Below are 14,561 nucleotides of genomic sequence, written 5' to 3'. Positions count from 1 at the left end.
CCTCAATCTTCATGAGAACCGCTGACCACGCCGCCAGGCGCGCCCCCTCGAGCGCCCGATGGATGGCCCTGGAGGGTGCGCTGTGTGCCCTGCTGCTGGCCATTGGGGTCGGCGTGTGTTCGATGAGCGCCCGTGCGCTCGGGCACACGGACACCCGGCGGGTCACCACCGTGCGGGAGCGGCAGCGCGAGAACTCGCTCTCCGCCCATGTCTTCGGGCCGCAGCGGCTGGTGGGCGTCCATGCGGCACCGTCCCAGGGCCATCTGGAGCTCCCGCGCCCTGGCGGCAAGCCACCTCCCCTGCACCAGCGCTCCGACACGCGGCTCAACCCCGCGCTGCGGCCGGAAGCACTGCTCGCGGAACGCACGAGGATGCGGCTGTCGTGCGTCTCGCCGACGAGCCACCACGGACGGGTCGCGGATCGGCCCGTGATCGCCAACTGCCCCGCGCAAGGACCTCCGCGGACCGCGTGACGTTCCGGTCCCAGAGGTAGAGACGCACGGCCTCGGACACGGCCCGCCGGGACGGCAGCTTCTCCAGGGAAGCGCCGCGCTGGACGGGCCGCTCGAGGCTGCGCGCTGTGACTCCATCCCTATACCGGCGTGTCGGCACCCCGACGCGCACGAGGCACACCTTGCACAACGAACAGAACGATACGAAGACCCCTGTCCCCGCCAACGGGGGACACGACTCAGGACTGGCGGGACGGCTCATCCTCGCGCTGGTCGTCTGCCTGATCATCGTTGGAGCCGCAATCGCCTACGACAAGTTCGGCTGACGGAAGGGGGTGCGCACTGGCCCTCGCCATGGACCGGGGCCAGTGCGCACTCCCGGCGCCCCTCCGCGCGCCGCGCGGAATGAATCCGGTGACTACCCTTCCCTTACAGCTTCTCAGCAGGTGAATCAGCGATGCACGGTGCTCACGACTTCCTCAAGGCTCTGGCAATGGTCCTCTGCGTCGCGGCGGTGACGTCCGTCATCTTCCAGCGACTGCGCCAACCCATCGTGCTCGGGTACATCATCGCGGGCCTCATCATCGGGCCTCACGTCCCCATTCCGCTCGTCGCGGACTCCGCCATCGTCCAGACCCTGTCGGAGCTGGGCGTCATCCTCCTCATGTTCTCGCTCGGGCTGGAGTTCAGCCTGCGCAAGCTGTTCCAGGTGGGCCCCACGGCGGGAATCACCGCCGTCATCCAATGCAGCCTGATGGTCTGGCTCGGCTTCGTCGTGGGCCGGGCCTTCGGCTGGACGCCGCTGGAGAGCATCTTCACCGGCGCCATCATCGCCATCTCCAGCACGACCATCATCGCCAAGGCGTTCGCGGAGCAGGGCATCCAGGGCAAGCTGCGGGAGATCGTCGTCGGCGTGCTCATCGTCGAGGACCTCATCGCCATCCTGCTGATGGCGACGCTCACGGCGGTCTCCTCCGGCGCGGGACTGTCGGCGGGACAGCTCACCTTCACCATCGGCCGCCTGGCGCTGTTCCTGGTGGGGCTCGTCGTGGTGGGGCTGCTGGTCATCCCGCGCGTGGTGCGCTTCGTCCACCGGCTCGAGCGGCCGGAGATGCTGCTGGTGACGAGCATGGGCATCTGCTTCGCCATCGCGCTGCTGGCGCAGGAGTTCGGCTACTCGGTGGCGCTCGGCGCGTTCCTCGCGGGCTCGCTCGTGGCCGAGTCCGGGAAGGAGAAGGACGTCGAGCACCTGGTGGAGCCGGTGCGCGACGTGTTCGCGGCCATCTTCTTCGTGTCGGTGGGCATGCTCATCGACCCGGCGCTCATCGCCCAGCACTGGGTGGCGGTGCTCGTGCTGACGCTGGTGGTCATCATCGGCAAGCTCGTGGGCGTGGGCCTGGGCGTGTTCCTCACGGGCAACGGGACCCGCACCGCGGTGCAGTCGGGCATGAGCCTGGCGCAGATTGGCGAGTTCTCCTTCATCATCGCCGGCCTGGGCCTGTCGCTGAATGCCACGGGACAGTTCATCTACCCGGTGGCCGTGGCCGTCTCCGCCATCACCACCCTCACCACCCCGTTCCTCATCAAGGCCGCGGGTCCGGTCGCCAACCTCGTGGACCGCAAGCTGCCCAAGCCGCTTCAGACGTTCGCGGCCCTCTATGGGAGTTGGGTGGAGGGCCTGCGCACCGCGCCGCCGCAGAAGACCATGGGCGCGAGGATCCGCCGCACGCTGCGCCTGCTGCTGCTCGACGCGGCCATGCTCGCCGCGATCGTCATCGGCACCTCCGTCTCCCTCGAGAAGCTCACCGCGACCCTCGAGAACCGGGGCGGGTTGGGGGCCTCGGTGGCGCGCCTGCTCGTCATCGGCCTGGCGTCCGTGCTCGCGGTGCCGTTCTGCGTGGGAATCGTCCGGCTGGCCCATAGCCTGGGAGAGCTGCTCGCAGATCTCGCCCTGCCTCCCGGAGCCGAGGGCAAGCTGGACCGGGCCGCTGCGCCCCGCCGCGCGCTCGTCGTGACGCTCCAGTTGGGGAGCCTGCTGCTCGTGGGCGCGCCCCTCGTGGCCGTCACCCAGCCCTTCCTCCCCGGCTTCCAGGGAGCGGCCGTGCTGCTCGTCCAGCTTGTCGTGCTCGCGGTGGGGTTCTGGCGCAGCGCCACCAACCTCCAGGGGCACGTGCGCGCGGGCTCCCAGGTCATCGTCGCGGCGCTCGCGTCCCAGTCCCAGCCCCGGAGCACGGGCGAGAAAGGACATGGCGAGGAGCAGCTCAAGACGCTCCATGCCATTCTCCCCGGGCTCGGCGAGCCGACTCCCGTCCGGCTCGAGTCCTCGAGTCCCGCCGTGGGGCGGACGCTCGCGGAGCTGAACCTACGCGGGATGACGGGCGCCACGGTGCTCGCCATCCAGCGGGGTGAGGGAGAGGCAGTCGTCCCCACCGCCCAGGAGGTGCTACGAGCGGGAGATGTGCTCGCGCTGGCCGGTACGCACGACGCCATCGACGCGGCCCGGGCCGTGCTCGAGACGCCTCGGAGTCCGGAAGCCGTGGCGCCCTAGTCGGCGGACGTTCCGGCGTCGGGGGGGACTGGCCGCCGCACGGTGACGCGGTCCTCCAGCGGCACGCGGCCCACGGACTGGCGGAACAGCTCCCAGAGCGCCCGGCGGTGGCCCTCTGGGGTGGTGGAGCCCTCCAGCAGCAGCCCTGCCCCGCGGTAGCTCACCGTGAGGCCCTGGCCCTTCAACACCGGCGTCAGGGCCGCGAGCTGCTCCTGGAGCTGGGGCAGCTCGAAGGTCAGCTCCAGCTCGCGCGCCACGTACGCGTCCGTCTTCAGCAGCGAGCGCAGCGCCTCACGGCAGCGCGCGTCCTTCACCTCGGCCGTCAGGCCCCGCGCGGAGCCCTCCGTCACCTTGAGGCCCGGGCAGGCCTTGCGCGCCGCGGCAATCAGGGGCTCCGCGGAGGGCTCGGAAGCAGCGCCCACCACCAGCCGCCACACCGCGAACTTCCCCTCCGCGTACAGCAGCAGCAGCGTGCGCCCGGGCTTGAGCCCCGTCAGCAGCAGCTCGTTGCTGCCCTCGAGCACCTCTGCAGTGGCGATGGAGGGATCCTCCACCTCCACGAACTCCACCACGCTCAGCTTGTGGAAGCGCTCCTTGCCCGGCTCCAGCGGCATCACCAGGTCCACCGGCCAGGCGGACGCTGGGGACGGGGACACCGCCACCCAGAGGGCGGCCAGGGGGGCGAGCAAAGCCAACACCCTCCCCCCTACCCTCTCCCAGAGGGAGAGGGGGTTCGTGACCGGGCAGGAGCGGCTCACTGGTGGACGCATGCGCATCCCAACCCTCTCGGAAAGTGTGCGTCTCCTCTTACCACGGGCTATGTAGAGGAACCCTATGCCTACTTGGGTCCTCTGGACCGCCTGCCTGGCCCTCATCCTCCTCCGGGGCTTCGTCGCCGCCGCCGAGTCCGCCCTCTACGGGACCTCCGACCTGCGCGCCCAGGACCTGGCGAAGTCCAACCCGAGCGCCGGCGGCCGGGTGCTCCGCCACAAGACCGAGCGCGAGGCCACCGCCACCGCGCTGCGCATGGGCAGCGTCCTGTGCGGCTTCCTCGCCGCCGCCATCGGCTCCTTCGTCCCGCCGAAGCTGCTCGACTTCACCCGCTGGGGCGAGTCCGCCTGGCTGGACGTAGCCACCGTGCTCGCGGGCGCCCTGCTGGTGGGTGTGCTGGCCGCCCTCATCGAGGTGACGATGCGCGGCCTGGCCAATGCCGGTCCCGAGCGCTGGGCGCTGCGCCTGTCCGGGCTCGTCTCGGTGCTCGTCGTCCTCTTCTACCCACCCATGCGCCTGCTCATGGTGCCCATCAACCTCGTGGCCCGCGGCTTCGGCCGCACCCTGCGATTCGAGCCCCCGCCTCCGCCCCTCGAGGAGCTGGAGAAGCTGCTCGCCGCCCAGGCCGCCAAGGAGGAGGTGGACCAGAGCGCCCCCCAGCTCATCCGCTCCATCTTCGAGCTGTCCGACAAGCGCTGCCGCGACGTGATGGTGCCGCGCACCGAGGTGGTGTGCGTGGACATCTCCACCCCACCCGAGCAGGTGCTGCGCCTGCTGGCCGAGGAGAACCACTCGCGCATCCCCGTCTACCGGGATGACGTGGACCACATCCTCGGCGTCCTGCACGCGAGAGATCTGATTCCGCTGCTCCAGCACCCCGAGCTCATCGTCCTGCAGGACATCATCCGTCCGGCCCACTTCGTACCGTGGCTCAAGCCGATTGGAGATCTGCTGCGCGAGATGCAGCGCAAGAAGATCCACATGGCCATCGTCGTGGACGAGTACGGCGGCTTCATGGGGATCGTGACGTTGGAGGACATCCTCCGGGAGATCGTCGGCGACATCGGCGACGAGTTCGAGGTGGAGGAGAAGCAGGTGGAGAAGCAGGCCGACGGGAGCTTCCTGGTGGACGCCGCCATGGAGGTGGATCGGTTCACCCAGGCCTTTGGCTTCTCGCTGCCAGAGGGAGACTTCGACACGCTGGGCGGCTTCCTGTCCTCGATGGCCGGGCACCTGCCGGACGTGGGCGAGCGCTTCACCTACAACGGCTGGGCCTTCACGGTGCACGCGAAGGAAGGCGCGCGCATCGACCGGGTGCGGATGACCAAGCTCAAGACGCCGAGCAAGGAGCCCGCGCCGCCCAAGGAGCCGGCGGGCAAGGAGTCCGCGGGCCAGGAGCTCAAGGCCTGAGCTCCGTGGCTGGCTAGAACTTGCGGGTACCCAGCTCCACCGCTTCGCAATCTCCGTTGAAGGAGGTACCGACTCCGGTGATGATCATGTCCCCCGTGACCCAGTCGATATTGGCGTTCTCCTTGGCTTGCTGTGGACACGGGCACACCCAACAGCGCTCCCACGTAAGCTAGACGCCAACGAGAGGGCCATCACCGAACGCTCTCTGGGCCGCCTGGAGAGCAGGGTCGCCGGAAGCGTGGTGTCGCGCGGGGCGGGTCTACGGCTGAAGGCTCTCCTTTGAATCGACTTGAACCGGGTACGGACAGGTCGCGAGCACCAGGGAGTTCTTCGACGGCGTGACCTTCCCGTAGAACCAGGACACACCAGGTCCTGAGTTTGTTGGAGGATGTAGTCATGCGTTTCCGAGCGTGCATCGCCCTTCTGCTCTTTGTCTCAGCCTGCACTACGTCAGCGCCGAGCCCAAGAGAGCCAGCGGCCCGGGACCCGAGGCTCGCCAACCTCCAGCGCGCGGCGACACTGCCCTGGACGGACGGGGGGCGGTGCGTCGTCGAGGAGGCATCCCAGCCCTGGCCCGTGCTGGTGGAGCGGTGCTTTCAGGCCCTCGACCATGACCGAATCGAGTTTCACGACACCACGGGAAGCTGCGCGGTCGCCTCCGCTGGTGCCGCTGCCGTGGGAATCGGGGTCTGCGTCCTGGCGGCACCGGAGATCGTCGTGGGAGCGGTGATCGTCACGGGCATGGTGGTGGTGGGATTCGCCATCAAAGAGGCCCTGGATGCATATGAACTGAGTGGGGACTACCCCGAGGTAGGGCCCGTGCCTGAAACACGCCCCGTGCCTGAAACGCAGCCCGCCCCACAGGAACCCTTGCCGAAACAAAAGCCCAAGCCGGAGCCCAAAGGACCGGATTTCCCTCCTCTGGGGCCAACCGAAGTCACGGAGCGAGGCCGCCGCCCGGAGTGCAAGCCTCAACGGGTGAAACACTTGGGCGGTAATGACCTGCACAACAAGTGTGCCGACAGGGTTCCGCTGAACAGCTTCCCCGGCTGGGATGTGCTCATAAATGGGAAGAACTTCGACGCGCTACAAATGGCCACGCGCACGCTGTGGGACGTCAAAACGGATGACTTTGACAAGCAAGACTCGCGCTCCCAAGACTTCTTCATCCAAATGAAGCTGCCGGAATACAAACGCGAGAAGAGACTCGCAGAAGCGTGTGGATATGACTTTGTCGTTGGCGTGCGCAGCAAAGCACATAAAATCGCGCTGGAACGCGCGGACAGCACCCTCCAAGTCATCCTCATGAACTGGTGCTGAGATGGATGCCCATTCAAATAAGCTTAGCATCATCATCAACGCACCCGCCCTCGTGAGTGGCGATGCGCGGCCTCTCGCAATCGTCCATGGAATGGAGCGAGCGCTCCCTGGATTGAAACTAGGATGGACGCTCACTGAAAAGGGGGACATCGTTGCATTGCCTGACCGCGATGAGTGGGTCGTGGCCGGCAGGACGGACGGCGGGTTTCCGTTCGTTTGCAACGATGACGATAACTACCCCATGACGCTATTTGGGTTGGAAAACCCAAATAGTCTTTACGCGGGGGGCGGGCCACACTTTGAAGTCCATGGGTCGCTGCACCTGGACGCAGTCGGCATCGCGCCGGCAGCGGATGTGCTGAAGGCGCTAGGGGAGGCTGCTCGCGCATACTGGGGGGATGCGACGCCGCTCGGTGCGGGCGCCGAAATTTCGCGGCAGACGCTCGATCCACGGCGCAAGCCGGGGAGCCCGCCACGGGGATTGCCTGCGCTCAGGTTCCCAGACCACATCCGCTCACCCGAGATTCCGCATCGCCTGGGGTGGCTGAACTATTGGTCTGCCGCTACCGCTCGAGCCATCGGGTTTCCGGACACAGCGCGCGACGCGGACCTGCTCTCGCGCTCACTGCGTACCGCGACGGGCGGATGGGTGGTCCGGCTCACCGATGCGCCGCTCGACCTGGACAACCCCGCCCACCTCGACGCGCTCCTACGAGCCTACGCGCGCTTCCCAGTGATTGGCGGGCGCTCAGCGCCTTGAGGTTGCGCTGCTCCCCAGGAAACACCAGGTCCCGAGTTTGTTGGAGGATGTAGCCATGCGTTTCCGAGCGTGCATCGCACTTCTGCTCTTTGTCTCAGCCTGCACTACGTCAGCGCCGAGCCCAAGAGAGCCAGCGGCCCGGGACCCGAGGCTCGCCAACCTCCAGCGAGCGGCGGCGCGTAAGCCTCCGGTCCAGCCCATGGTGTCGGCCACCGAGGAGCATGGCACGGTGGCCGCGTGATGGATGGCGCGTCGACAAGCCTATCGCTGCTGAGCCTGCTGCTGAGCCCACGACTCGGGGAGGAGCTCCGCGAGGCGGGAGGCGGGGAAGCGGGTGTCGCCGAGCTTGGGCAGCACGTCGCGGAAGTAGGCCCACGGGTCCATGCCCAGCCGGTAGCAGCTGAGCACGAGGGAGTAGACACTGGCGGCCCGGTGGCCAGCGGCATCGCTGCCCAGGAAGAGCCAGTTCTTGCGTCCGAGGACAATGAGCTTGATGAGGCGCTCCACCTCGCCGTTGTCCACCGGAAGGCGTCCGTCCTCGAGGAAGCGGCCCAGGGGGAGGTAGCGGTTGCGCGCGTAAGCAATGGCCTTGCCCAGCGGCGTCTTGGCGGGCACGTGCGGGGCCCACTCCTCCAGCAAGCCGAAGAGTTCCTCGTAGACGGGGCGGCTGTGCTCGAGGCGCAGGCAAAGGCGTGCCTCGGCGGAGAGCCCCGCGTCCTGGGCCTGCCGCTCCACGGCGTACAGCTTCTGCACGAGCGTGAGCACCGTGCCGCCGCGAGCGTCTCCGGCCACGTATGCGCGCTCGAAGCCACGCCGGGCGTGCATCCAACAGCCCACCTCAATGCGTGGAGAGGTGGGGCCGAAGAGGGACTGGTAGCCCTTGTAGCCGTCCACCACCAGGTAGCCCCGGAAGTCGGCCAGCACCCCTTGGGGGCCCGTGCCACTCCAATCGGGGGTGTACTCCACGAAGACGTTGCCGCCCACTCCCACGTACGGCCAGAGGTGTCCGCGCTTGATGCCGCGGGCGTCGTCCCTGTCCAGCACGCGCACCCCGGTGTCGTCGGTGTGCAGCAAGGCGTCCGCCAGCGTGCGCTGCTTGAGCAGCGCCACCACGGGCGCCAGCAAGTCACTGGCCCCCGCCACCCAGTCGCCCAGAGTGGAGGCGGGCAGCCTCACCCCGTGGCGTTTGTCGAAAATGGCCTGCTGGCGGTGCAGGGGCAGCCCGTCGCGGTACTTGCCCACCAGTAGCTGCGCCAGCAACCCCGGGCCGGGCAGCGCTCCCGGCAATGGCGCCTCACCGGCGGGCGCGGCGGCCACCCCCTCCTTGCAGCGCTGGCACCCGAGCTTCGGGCGCTTCTCCACCCGCACGTAGAAGCGCGCCGGCTCCAATTCCAGTCGCTGGCTTACCTCCTCGCCCATGGGCTGCCTCTGCTCACCGCAACCCGGGCAGACGCACTCCTCGGCCGCGGGTTGCACCAGCACCTCGCGCCTCTCCAGGTGCGCGGGCAGGGCCTGGGCGCCGCGGAGGGGCGCGCGTCTGGGCGTCTTCTTCGGCGCGTCGGCCGGCGGGGCCGCTGGGGCGGCTGCCTGTGCACCGTCGACGGTGGCGGGCACGGCCTCTGGCTCGGCGGACTGCTGCTGGGTGAACAATGACAGCAGGAGTTGGAGCTGACTGGCGGGAGTCTTCTCACTGCGCCGCCCGTACAGCTGCCGCAGCGCCTGCTGGAGTCGCACCGTCGTGGAGCTGTGCTCCTCGCGCAGCCGACCCAACAGGCCCAACAACATCTCAACGGCCTGCTCGCCGCGGCCCTCCATCAGCAGTTGCAGCATGTAGGCGCGCACCGCCTCCATGTCGTCCGCCTCGAAGGCGGTCGGCTGGGCTTCTTCCTGCTGGCCCCTCTCTTCTTCAATGGTGACGGGAAAAGTCATGCGCACCGTGCCTATGCACGAAGTGGGGCCGGGCGCGCAAGCGCGGACTCAATGCACCTCGCCTCGCCGTACCGCGCTGCTGGCCTCCACCAGCGACAGCAACTCCGCGAGCTGCCGCGCTTCCAGGTGCACCGCGGCCTGGCCCTCTACGGGCGCCGGCACCCGAAAGCGCCCCGCCTCCAGTCTCTTGCTCACGGTGCAGTAGCCGTTGGCGTCCCAGAAGAGAATGCGCACGAAATCCCTTCTCCTCGAGAAGAAGACGAAGAGGTGGCCCGACTTCGGCTGCTGCCCAAGACTGCCCTGCACCAGCGCGCTCAGCCCGTCGGCCTGCTTGCGCATGTCGCACGGCTGCGTCGCCACCCAGATTCTCACCCCCTCCGGTAGCCTCAGCACCCCTGCACCTCCTTCACCGCCCGCAGCACCCGCGCCACCAACTCCTGGCTGGCTCTCGCATCCACTCTCACTCTCACCCCGCCCACCTCCACCTGCACCGCCTCCCCCTGCTCCCGCCCCACCTCACTCCGCTCGGCGGGCGCCACCTCCACGGGCACGAAGGCCATGGCCGTCCGCGCTCCCTCCTTTCCCTCTCGCCTGCGCGTCCAGAAGCGCAGCCTCTCGCGCGGTAACCCGTACTTGCGCATGAAGGCCGACTGCGTACCTCCTTCCGCCTCCCACGCTCGCACCACCTCTGCTGCTACCTCCGGGGTCCACCTCGGCTGCCGCGCTGCTTCCAACCACGCCGGCTCCGTCTTTGTCGTCGCTGTGTTCGTCGTCATCGCGCCGCGCACTCTGCGACCCCTCCAGCACCTCCACTACCTGGGCTGGATCGGAGGCTTACGGCGGCGCTGCCCTGGACGGACGGGGGGCGGTGCGTCGTCGAGGAGGCATCCCAGCCCTGGCCCGTGCTGGTGGAGCGGTGCTTTCAGGCCCTCGACCATGACCGAATCGAGTTTCACGACACCACGGGAAGATGTGCGGTTGCCTCTGCTGGTGCCGCGGCCTTGGGGCTTGGAGTCTGCGTGCTGGCGGCCCCGGAGCTCGTGGTAGGCGCGGTGGTCGTCACGGGCATGGTGGTGGTGGGATTCGCCATCAAAGCAGCTCTGGATGCGTACGAGCTGAGTGGGGACTACCCCGAGGTAGGGCCCGTGCCTGAAACGAGGCCCGTGCCTGAAACAACGCCCGCTCCGCAGGAACCCTTGCCGAAACAAAAGCCCAAGCCGGAGCCCAAAGGACCGGATTTCCCTCCGCTGGGGCCAACCGAAGTCACGGAACGAGACCGCCGCCCGGAGTGCAAACCTCAACGGGTGCCGCCCAAGGGTGGAAACAGGCTGCATAATAAATGTGCTGACGGAATTCCGTTCAACGCCTTCCGTGGCGCCAACGCGCTCGTTAACGGTAAGGCTTTCGACGCGCTGCAAGTTGTCGCGGGCGTGCTTTGGGAGGTGAAGACTGACAACTTCGACTCATACCCGCTCGAACTTCAAGACATTGTGGTGAGAAAGCAAGTGCGTGATTTTCTGATCGAGCGTGAGCTTGCGAGGGCATGTGGATTTGACTTCCGGGTCGGCGTGCGAAGCGCCAAACACAAAAAGGCACTGGAGTACGCGGATTCGAGGCTTGAAGGTCTCATCGTCGTCATGGATTGGTGCTGAAATGCCGGCCACACAAGAGAATCAAATCGGCATGATCGTCTACGCGCCTGCGCTCGCGGGGGATGATGGCCGCCCCTTGGCTGTTGTTCGTGGGATGGAGCGCGCACGACCCGGCTTGCGCATCGGGTTGATGATTTCTGACGAAGGCCAACTTATCCCGTTGCCGGATCGCGACGCATTCGTCGCCCGAGAGAGCAGTCGCGGGGAAATGCCGCCGCTGCGCAGCACCGATAACGACTTCCGAGTGAGCGTAACGGGATGGGGAATACCGGCGGGGCTTTGTCCTGGGGGTCGGGCTCAATTTGAATTCCATGTGGCGCTGCCTCTGTCGGCTGACGGCATCGCGGCCGCGGCAGCTTTGCTAGAGGCCGTGGCGGAGGCAGGGCGCGCGTTCTGGGGGCATGCGACACCGTTTAGCGCGGGGGTTGATATCGCGCGCCAAACAAGAGGAGGGAGGACTGACCGGGAAGCGCCTCCCAGGGGCCTGCCGACGATCAAGCTCCCAGAGATGATTCGCTCACCTGAGATTCCGCATCGCCTGGGGTGGCTGAACTATTGGTCGGCTACTGCCGCACGAGCCATCGGGTTTCCGGACACAGCGCGCGACGCGGACCTGCTCTCGCGTGCACTGCGTACCGCGACGGGCGGATGGGTGGTCCGGCTCACCGATGCGCCGCTCGACCTGGACAACCCCGCCCACCTCGACGCGCTCCTGAGGGCCTACGAGCGCTTCCCAGAGATTGGCGGGCGCTCAGCGCCTTGAGGTTGCGCTGCTCCCTTCACGCATATCGAGGCCGAGCCGACCCATCCCCAGGACGAATAGAGCCTCGCCTCACTGGCCCGTGGGCGCTCCTGGCCGGAAGTGCTGGAGCCGCAGGTAGCGCTCGGCGCGGAAGGGCAGCAGGCGTACCGTCTCATCAAAGGTCAGCGCCACCCCGCCGCCCACCTCTACCCGCCACGTGCGGGGAGCCGCGCCCGCCGAGGACTCGACGTGGAGCGGGAAGGACACCGTAAGGGTGCGTTTCTCATCCGCGGCCAGGGGCTGGCCCTTCACCCCGCGCGTACCCACCGCATAGCGCTTCCCGTCCAGGCGCAGCTCGAAGTCCACCCCCGTCACCTCGGCGTCCCAGAAGGTGGGGTTCTCCACCTCCAGACGCAGGGTGAGCGCTCCAGAGCCGTCCGGGGCGAAGGCGAGCCCCACCTCCTCCACCCGCACCGCCTTGTCCATCGCATGCGGGCGCAGCGTCACTCCGGCACACCCGGCCAGCCACGGCAGCAACAGCACCAGGAGCGGAAAGCGGCGCATCATCCCCCCAGGAGGGGCTTGAGCGCCTCCACCGTGAGCGGCCACCCGTTGCGGCGGGCCAGCACCTCCAGGGCACGGATGAACTCCGTGGCCGACTGGAAGCGGCGGGCCTTGTCCGCGAAGAGCGCCTTGCGCACCACCTGCACCGCGTAGTCCGGCAGCTCCGGCACGAGCGTGGACAGCAGCGGCGCCCGCGCATCCCGCACCTTGTGCATCAGCTCCGCCTCGCCCTCCGCGAGGTGCAGGCGCCGGTTGGCCAGCAGCTCCCAGAGGATGACGCCCACCGAGTACAGGTCGCTCCGCGCATCCACCGTCTGGCCCAGCACCTGCTCCGGGCTCATGTACGGCAGCGTGCCGCGCAGCGCGCCCGCGTCCCCGCGCATCACGCCCTCCACGTCCGCCACGCCGAAGTCGGTGAGCTTCACGTCCCCCGTCACGCTCAGGAGGATGTTGGCGGGGTTGACGTCGCGGTGGATGATGCTGGCTCCACCCTCGCCCAGCTTCGCGCGGTGGATGTAGTCCAGCGCCTTGAGGACGCTCCAGCAGATGTAGCAGGCGGCCTCCGGCGGCATCGCCGCCTTCGCCTTCACCAGCAGCTCCTGCATGAAGCCCAGCGTCCGGCCCGCCACCAGCTCCTGCACCATCAGGTAGTCCGGCCCGGCCTTGAAGAGGCGGAAGGTGCGGACGATGTTGGCATGGCGCAGGCGCACGGTGAGCTTCGCCTCGTCGACGAAGGCCTTCACGTAGGCGCCATCGTTGCGGTACGCAGGCAACAGCCGCTTGAGCACCACCTCGTCCGGCTCTCCCGGCGAGCGCTGCGTCGTGGGCTTCGCACGTGCCTGGTACACTTCGGCCATCCCGCCCACCGCGAGCCGGCCGACGACCTCATACCCACCCAGGTCAGGTGTTTGCTGCGACACGTTTCCAGCCTACTCCGCTTTGCGTTGGAGCCCCACTATTCCGTCAGCAGTGAGGCGAAGAGCCTTTCATATCTACGCGCGGACGAGGCCCAGGAGAAGTCCCGGCTCATGCCCCGGCGCCGAAAGGCCAGCAACCGCTCCGGCTCGGCGTAGAGGGCCTGGGCCCGCCGCAGGGCCGCCAGCAGCGCCGCCGGGTGGAAGGCCTCGAAGAGGATGCCATCCCCGTCCATCCCTCCCTCCACCGTGTCCGCCAGCCCTCCCGTGGCCCGGACGATGGGCACGGTGCCGTAGCGCAGCGAGTACATCTGGTTGAGCCCGCACGGCTCGTAGCGGCTGGGCATGACGAAGAAGTCCGCCCCCGCCTCCACCAGGTGGCTCAGCCCCTGGTCGAAGCCGATGAAAGTTCCCACTTGTTGAGGGAATTGGAATTGGAGGGCGCGCAGCCCCTCTTCGTAGCGGCCCTCTCCACTGCCCACCGCGACGAAGCGGATGTCCGACTGGAGGGCCTGGGGCATCACGTCCAGCAGCAGGTCCACCCCCTTCTGCCAGGCCAGTCGCGAGACGATGCCGAACACCGGGGCCTGCGAGTCCGCGTCCAGCCCGAAGCGGCGCAGCAGCTCGCGCCGGCAGGCCGCCTTCCCTGTCAAATCCCTCGGCCCGTAGCGCTCCGGGAGGTAGGTGTCCGTCTCCGGGTTCCACTCGTGCACGTCGATGCCGTTGAGGATGCCGGTGAGCACCCCCTGGCGCCGGCGCAGCAACCCATCCAGGTTGGCGCCCCCTTCCGGCTGCTGAATCTCCCGGGCGTACGTGGGCGAGACAGTGGTGAGGGCGTCGGAGAACTGGATGGCGCCCTTGAGGAAGTTGACCGAGTCGTAGAACTCCAGCCCCTGCTCGGCGGTGAAGAGCTCCCAGGGCAGCCCCAGGTCCCCCATGATGTCCTTACCGAACTGGCCCTGGTAGGCGAGGTTGTGGATGGTGAGGACCGTCTTGGCCCGCCCCAGGGGGGTGCCCTGGTAGCCGCGCCGCAGCGCCACCGGGGTCAACCCCGTCTGCCAGTCGTTGAGGTGGACGATGTCCGGGGTAAAGCCCAGGCGCTGGGCGGCCTGGAGCGCGCCGATGGAGAGATAGGCGAAGCGGCGGTGGTTATCGCCGAACTCGCCCCAGGCATCCCCGTAGATGCCGCCGCGGCCGTAGAAGTGCTCGTGCTCCAGGAAGAGCAGCTCGAGGTTGGGTGCCTGGCGCAGGGAGAGGATGGGCCCGCGCGGGGTGCCGAAGGGGAAGCGCAGCTCCAGGTGGTGGCCGGTGGGGGTGAGACGATCCGCCTTGATGGAGGCATAGCGGGGCGTGACGACCTTCACCTCGTGACCGAGCGCCGCGAGCTCCGCGGGCAGCGCGCCGGCCACGTCCCCGAGTCCGCCCGTCTTGGAGAAGGGGGCGACTTCGGAGGCCACGTAGAGAATCTTCATGGAATGAGACGATGCCGTGTGTGACGC

At 68.0% G+C, this 14,561-nt stretch carries 17 protein-coding genes; 9 read left to right on the top strand and 8 right to left on the bottom strand.

Annotation, left to right across the window (positions count from 1 at the left end; all coding sequences use genetic code 11):
- The first annotated feature begins 11 nt into the window (after positions 1-11).
- The 3 genes from OV287_RS10760 to OV287_RS10750 all read left to right on the top strand — a co-directional run bounded on the left by OV287_RS10760 (position 12) and on the right by OV287_RS10750 (position 3,000).
- Positions 12-473 (top strand): hypothetical protein, encoded by a 462-nt coding sequence (locus OV287_RS10760; protein ID WP_267533924.1) that lies wholly within the window; start codon positions 12-14, stop codon positions 471-473.
- 161 nt (positions 474-634) lie between these two features.
- Positions 635-778 carry a hypothetical protein gene (locus tag OV287_RS10755; RefSeq protein ID WP_267533923.1) on the top strand — a complete coding sequence of 48 codons (144 nt, stop codon included), beginning with the start codon at positions 635-637 and terminating at the stop codon, positions 776-778.
- Between the two features lie 131 nt (positions 779-909).
- Positions 910-3,000: a monovalent cation:proton antiporter family protein gene (locus OV287_RS10750; protein WP_267533922.1), complete on the top strand. Its 2,091-nt coding sequence runs from the start codon at positions 910-912 to the stop codon at positions 2,998-3,000.
- On the opposite strand, the gene OV287_RS10745 is transcribed toward OV287_RS10750, so the two are convergent.
- Positions 2,997-3,698, bottom strand: coding sequence for a pilus assembly protein N-terminal domain-containing protein (locus OV287_RS10745; protein ID WP_373371818.1), 702 nt, complete (start codon positions 3,696-3,698; stop codon positions 2,997-2,999). The genes OV287_RS10750 and OV287_RS10745 overlap by 4 nt on opposite strands.
- A 136-nt stretch (positions 3,699-3,834) precedes the next feature.
- Between OV287_RS10745 and OV287_RS10740 the strand changes: the two genes are divergently transcribed.
- Positions 3,835-5,181, top strand: coding sequence for a hemolysin family protein (locus OV287_RS10740; protein ID WP_267533920.1), 1,347 nt, complete (start codon positions 3,835-3,837; stop codon positions 5,179-5,181).
- Between the two features lie 13 nt (positions 5,182-5,194).
- Here the strand turns inward: OV287_RS10740 and OV287_RS10735 are convergent, their stop codons facing one another.
- The gene (locus OV287_RS10735) at positions 5,195-5,329 is read right to left on the bottom strand and encodes a hypothetical protein (protein WP_267533919.1); all 135 of its coding nucleotides are present in this window, start codon (positions 5,327-5,329) and stop codon (positions 5,195-5,197) included.
- Positions 5,330-5,577: 248 nt separating this feature from the next.
- On the opposite strand from OV287_RS10735, the gene OV287_RS10730 reads away from it, so the two are divergent.
- From OV287_RS10730 to OV287_RS10720, 3 genes are read left to right on the top strand one after another with little or no spacing between them, the layout of a single operon-like run.
- A complete protein-coding gene (locus OV287_RS10730) occupies positions 5,578-6,501 on the top strand; it encodes a DUF6310 domain-containing protein (RefSeq protein ID WP_267533918.1) in 924 nt (307 codons plus the stop codon).
- Between the two features lies 1 nt (position 6,502).
- Positions 6,503-7,261, top strand: coding sequence for a DUF5953 family protein (locus OV287_RS10725; protein WP_267533917.1), 759 nt, complete (start codon positions 6,503-6,505; stop codon positions 7,259-7,261).
- A 55-nt stretch (positions 7,262-7,316) separates the two neighbouring features.
- A complete protein-coding gene (locus OV287_RS10720) occupies positions 7,317-7,502 on the top strand; it encodes a hypothetical protein (RefSeq protein WP_267533916.1) in 186 nt (61 codons plus the stop codon).
- 20 nt (positions 7,503-7,522) lie between these two features.
- Here the strand turns inward: OV287_RS10720 and tnpC are convergent, their stop codons facing one another.
- From tnpC to tnpA, 3 genes are read right to left on the bottom strand one after another with little or no spacing between them, the layout of a single operon-like run.
- Positions 7,523-9,190, bottom strand: a complete 1,668-nt coding sequence (gene tnpC / locus OV287_RS10715) for an IS66 family transposase (protein ID WP_267533915.1) — start codon at positions 9,188-9,190, stop codon at positions 7,523-7,525.
- A 48-nt stretch (positions 9,191-9,238) separates the two neighbouring features.
- A complete protein-coding gene (tnpB, locus tag OV287_RS10710) occupies positions 9,239-9,550 on the bottom strand; it encodes an IS66 family insertion sequence element accessory protein TnpB (protein ID WP_267533914.1) in 312 nt (103 codons plus the stop codon).
- Positions 9,551-9,576: 26 nt separating this feature from the next.
- On the bottom strand, positions 9,577-9,966 hold the full coding sequence (tnpA, locus tag OV287_RS10705) for an IS66 family insertion sequence element accessory protein TnpA (protein ID WP_267533913.1): 390 nt from the start codon (positions 9,964-9,966) through the stop codon (positions 9,577-9,579).
- 243 nt (positions 9,967-10,209) lie between these two features.
- On the opposite strand from tnpA, the gene OV287_RS10700 reads away from it, so the two are divergent.
- Together OV287_RS10700 and OV287_RS10695 are read left to right on the top strand one after the other, a co-directional pair.
- The gene (locus OV287_RS10700; protein ID WP_267533912.1) at positions 10,210-10,842 is read left to right on the top strand and encodes a DUF6310 domain-containing protein; all 633 of its coding nucleotides are present in this window, start codon (positions 10,210-10,212) and stop codon (positions 10,840-10,842) included.
- Between the two features lies 1 nt (position 10,843).
- The gene (locus OV287_RS10695; RefSeq protein WP_267542324.1) at positions 10,844-11,605 is read left to right on the top strand and encodes a DUF5953 family protein; all 762 of its coding nucleotides are present in this window, start codon (positions 10,844-10,846) and stop codon (positions 11,603-11,605) included.
- Positions 11,606-11,674: 69 nt separating this feature from the next.
- Here OV287_RS10695 and OV287_RS10690 read toward each other — a convergent pair whose 3' ends face one another.
- Genes OV287_RS10690 through glgA form a run of 3 tightly spaced genes read right to left on the bottom strand, consistent with a single transcriptional unit; the run spans position 11,675 to position 14,534 of the window.
- A complete protein-coding gene (locus OV287_RS10690) occupies positions 11,675-12,151 on the bottom strand; it encodes a hypothetical protein (RefSeq protein ID WP_267533911.1) in 477 nt (158 codons plus the stop codon).
- Positions 12,148-13,068, bottom strand: a complete 921-nt coding sequence (locus OV287_RS10685; RefSeq protein WP_267533910.1) for a serine/threonine protein kinase — start codon at positions 13,066-13,068, stop codon at positions 12,148-12,150. Before OV287_RS10685 ends, OV287_RS10690 begins: the two co-directional genes overlap by 4 nt.
- A 35-nt stretch (positions 13,069-13,103) precedes the next feature.
- On the bottom strand, positions 13,104-14,534 hold the full coding sequence (gene glgA, locus OV287_RS10680) for a glycogen synthase GlgA (protein WP_267533909.1): 1,431 nt from the start codon (positions 14,532-14,534) through the stop codon (positions 13,104-13,106).
- Positions 14,535-14,561 lie beyond the last annotated feature (27 nt).

It is taken from the genome of Archangium lansingense (genome assembly GCF_026626635.1).
Taxonomy (GTDB): Bacteria; Myxococcota; Myxococcia; order Myxococcales; family Myxococcaceae; genus Archangium; species Archangium lansingense.
This window is presented reverse-complemented; position numbering and strand designations above follow the sequence as displayed.

Coding starts and splice junctions, on each gene's coding strand:
- OV287_RS10760 (WP_267533924.1), top strand. CDS start 12: ATGAGAACCGCTGACCACGCCGCCAGGCGCGCCCCCTCGAGCGCCCGA.
- OV287_RS10750 (WP_267533922.1), top strand. CDS start 910: ATGCACGGTGCTCACGACTTCCTCAAGGCTCTGGCAATGGTCCTCTGC.
- OV287_RS10740 (WP_267533920.1), top strand. CDS start 3,835: ATGCCTACTTGGGTCCTCTGGACCGCCTGCCTGGCCCTCATCCTCCTC.
- OV287_RS10730 (WP_267533918.1), top strand. CDS start 5,578: ATGCGTTTCCGAGCGTGCATCGCCCTTCTGCTCTTTGTCTCAGCCTGC.
- OV287_RS10725 (WP_267533917.1), top strand. CDS start 6,503: ATGGATGCCCATTCAAATAAGCTTAGCATCATCATCAACGCACCCGCC.
- OV287_RS10720 (WP_267533916.1), top strand. CDS start 7,317: ATGCGTTTCCGAGCGTGCATCGCACTTCTGCTCTTTGTCTCAGCCTGC.
- tnpC (WP_267533915.1), bottom strand. CDS start 9,190: ATGACTTTTCCCGTCACCATTGAAGAAGAGAGGGGCCAGCAGGAAGAA.
- tnpA (WP_267533913.1), bottom strand. CDS start 9,966: ATGACGACGAACACAGCGACGACAAAGACGGAGCCGGCGTGGTTGGAA.
- OV287_RS10695 (WP_267542324.1), top strand. CDS start 10,844: ATGCCGGCCACACAAGAGAATCAAATCGGCATGATCGTCTACGCGCCT.
- OV287_RS10690 (WP_267533911.1), bottom strand. CDS start 12,151: ATGATGCGCCGCTTTCCGCTCCTGGTGCTGTTGCTGCCGTGGCTGGCC.
- glgA (WP_267533909.1), bottom strand. CDS start 14,534: ATGAAGATTCTCTACGTGGCCTCCGAAGTCGCCCCCTTCTCCAAGACG.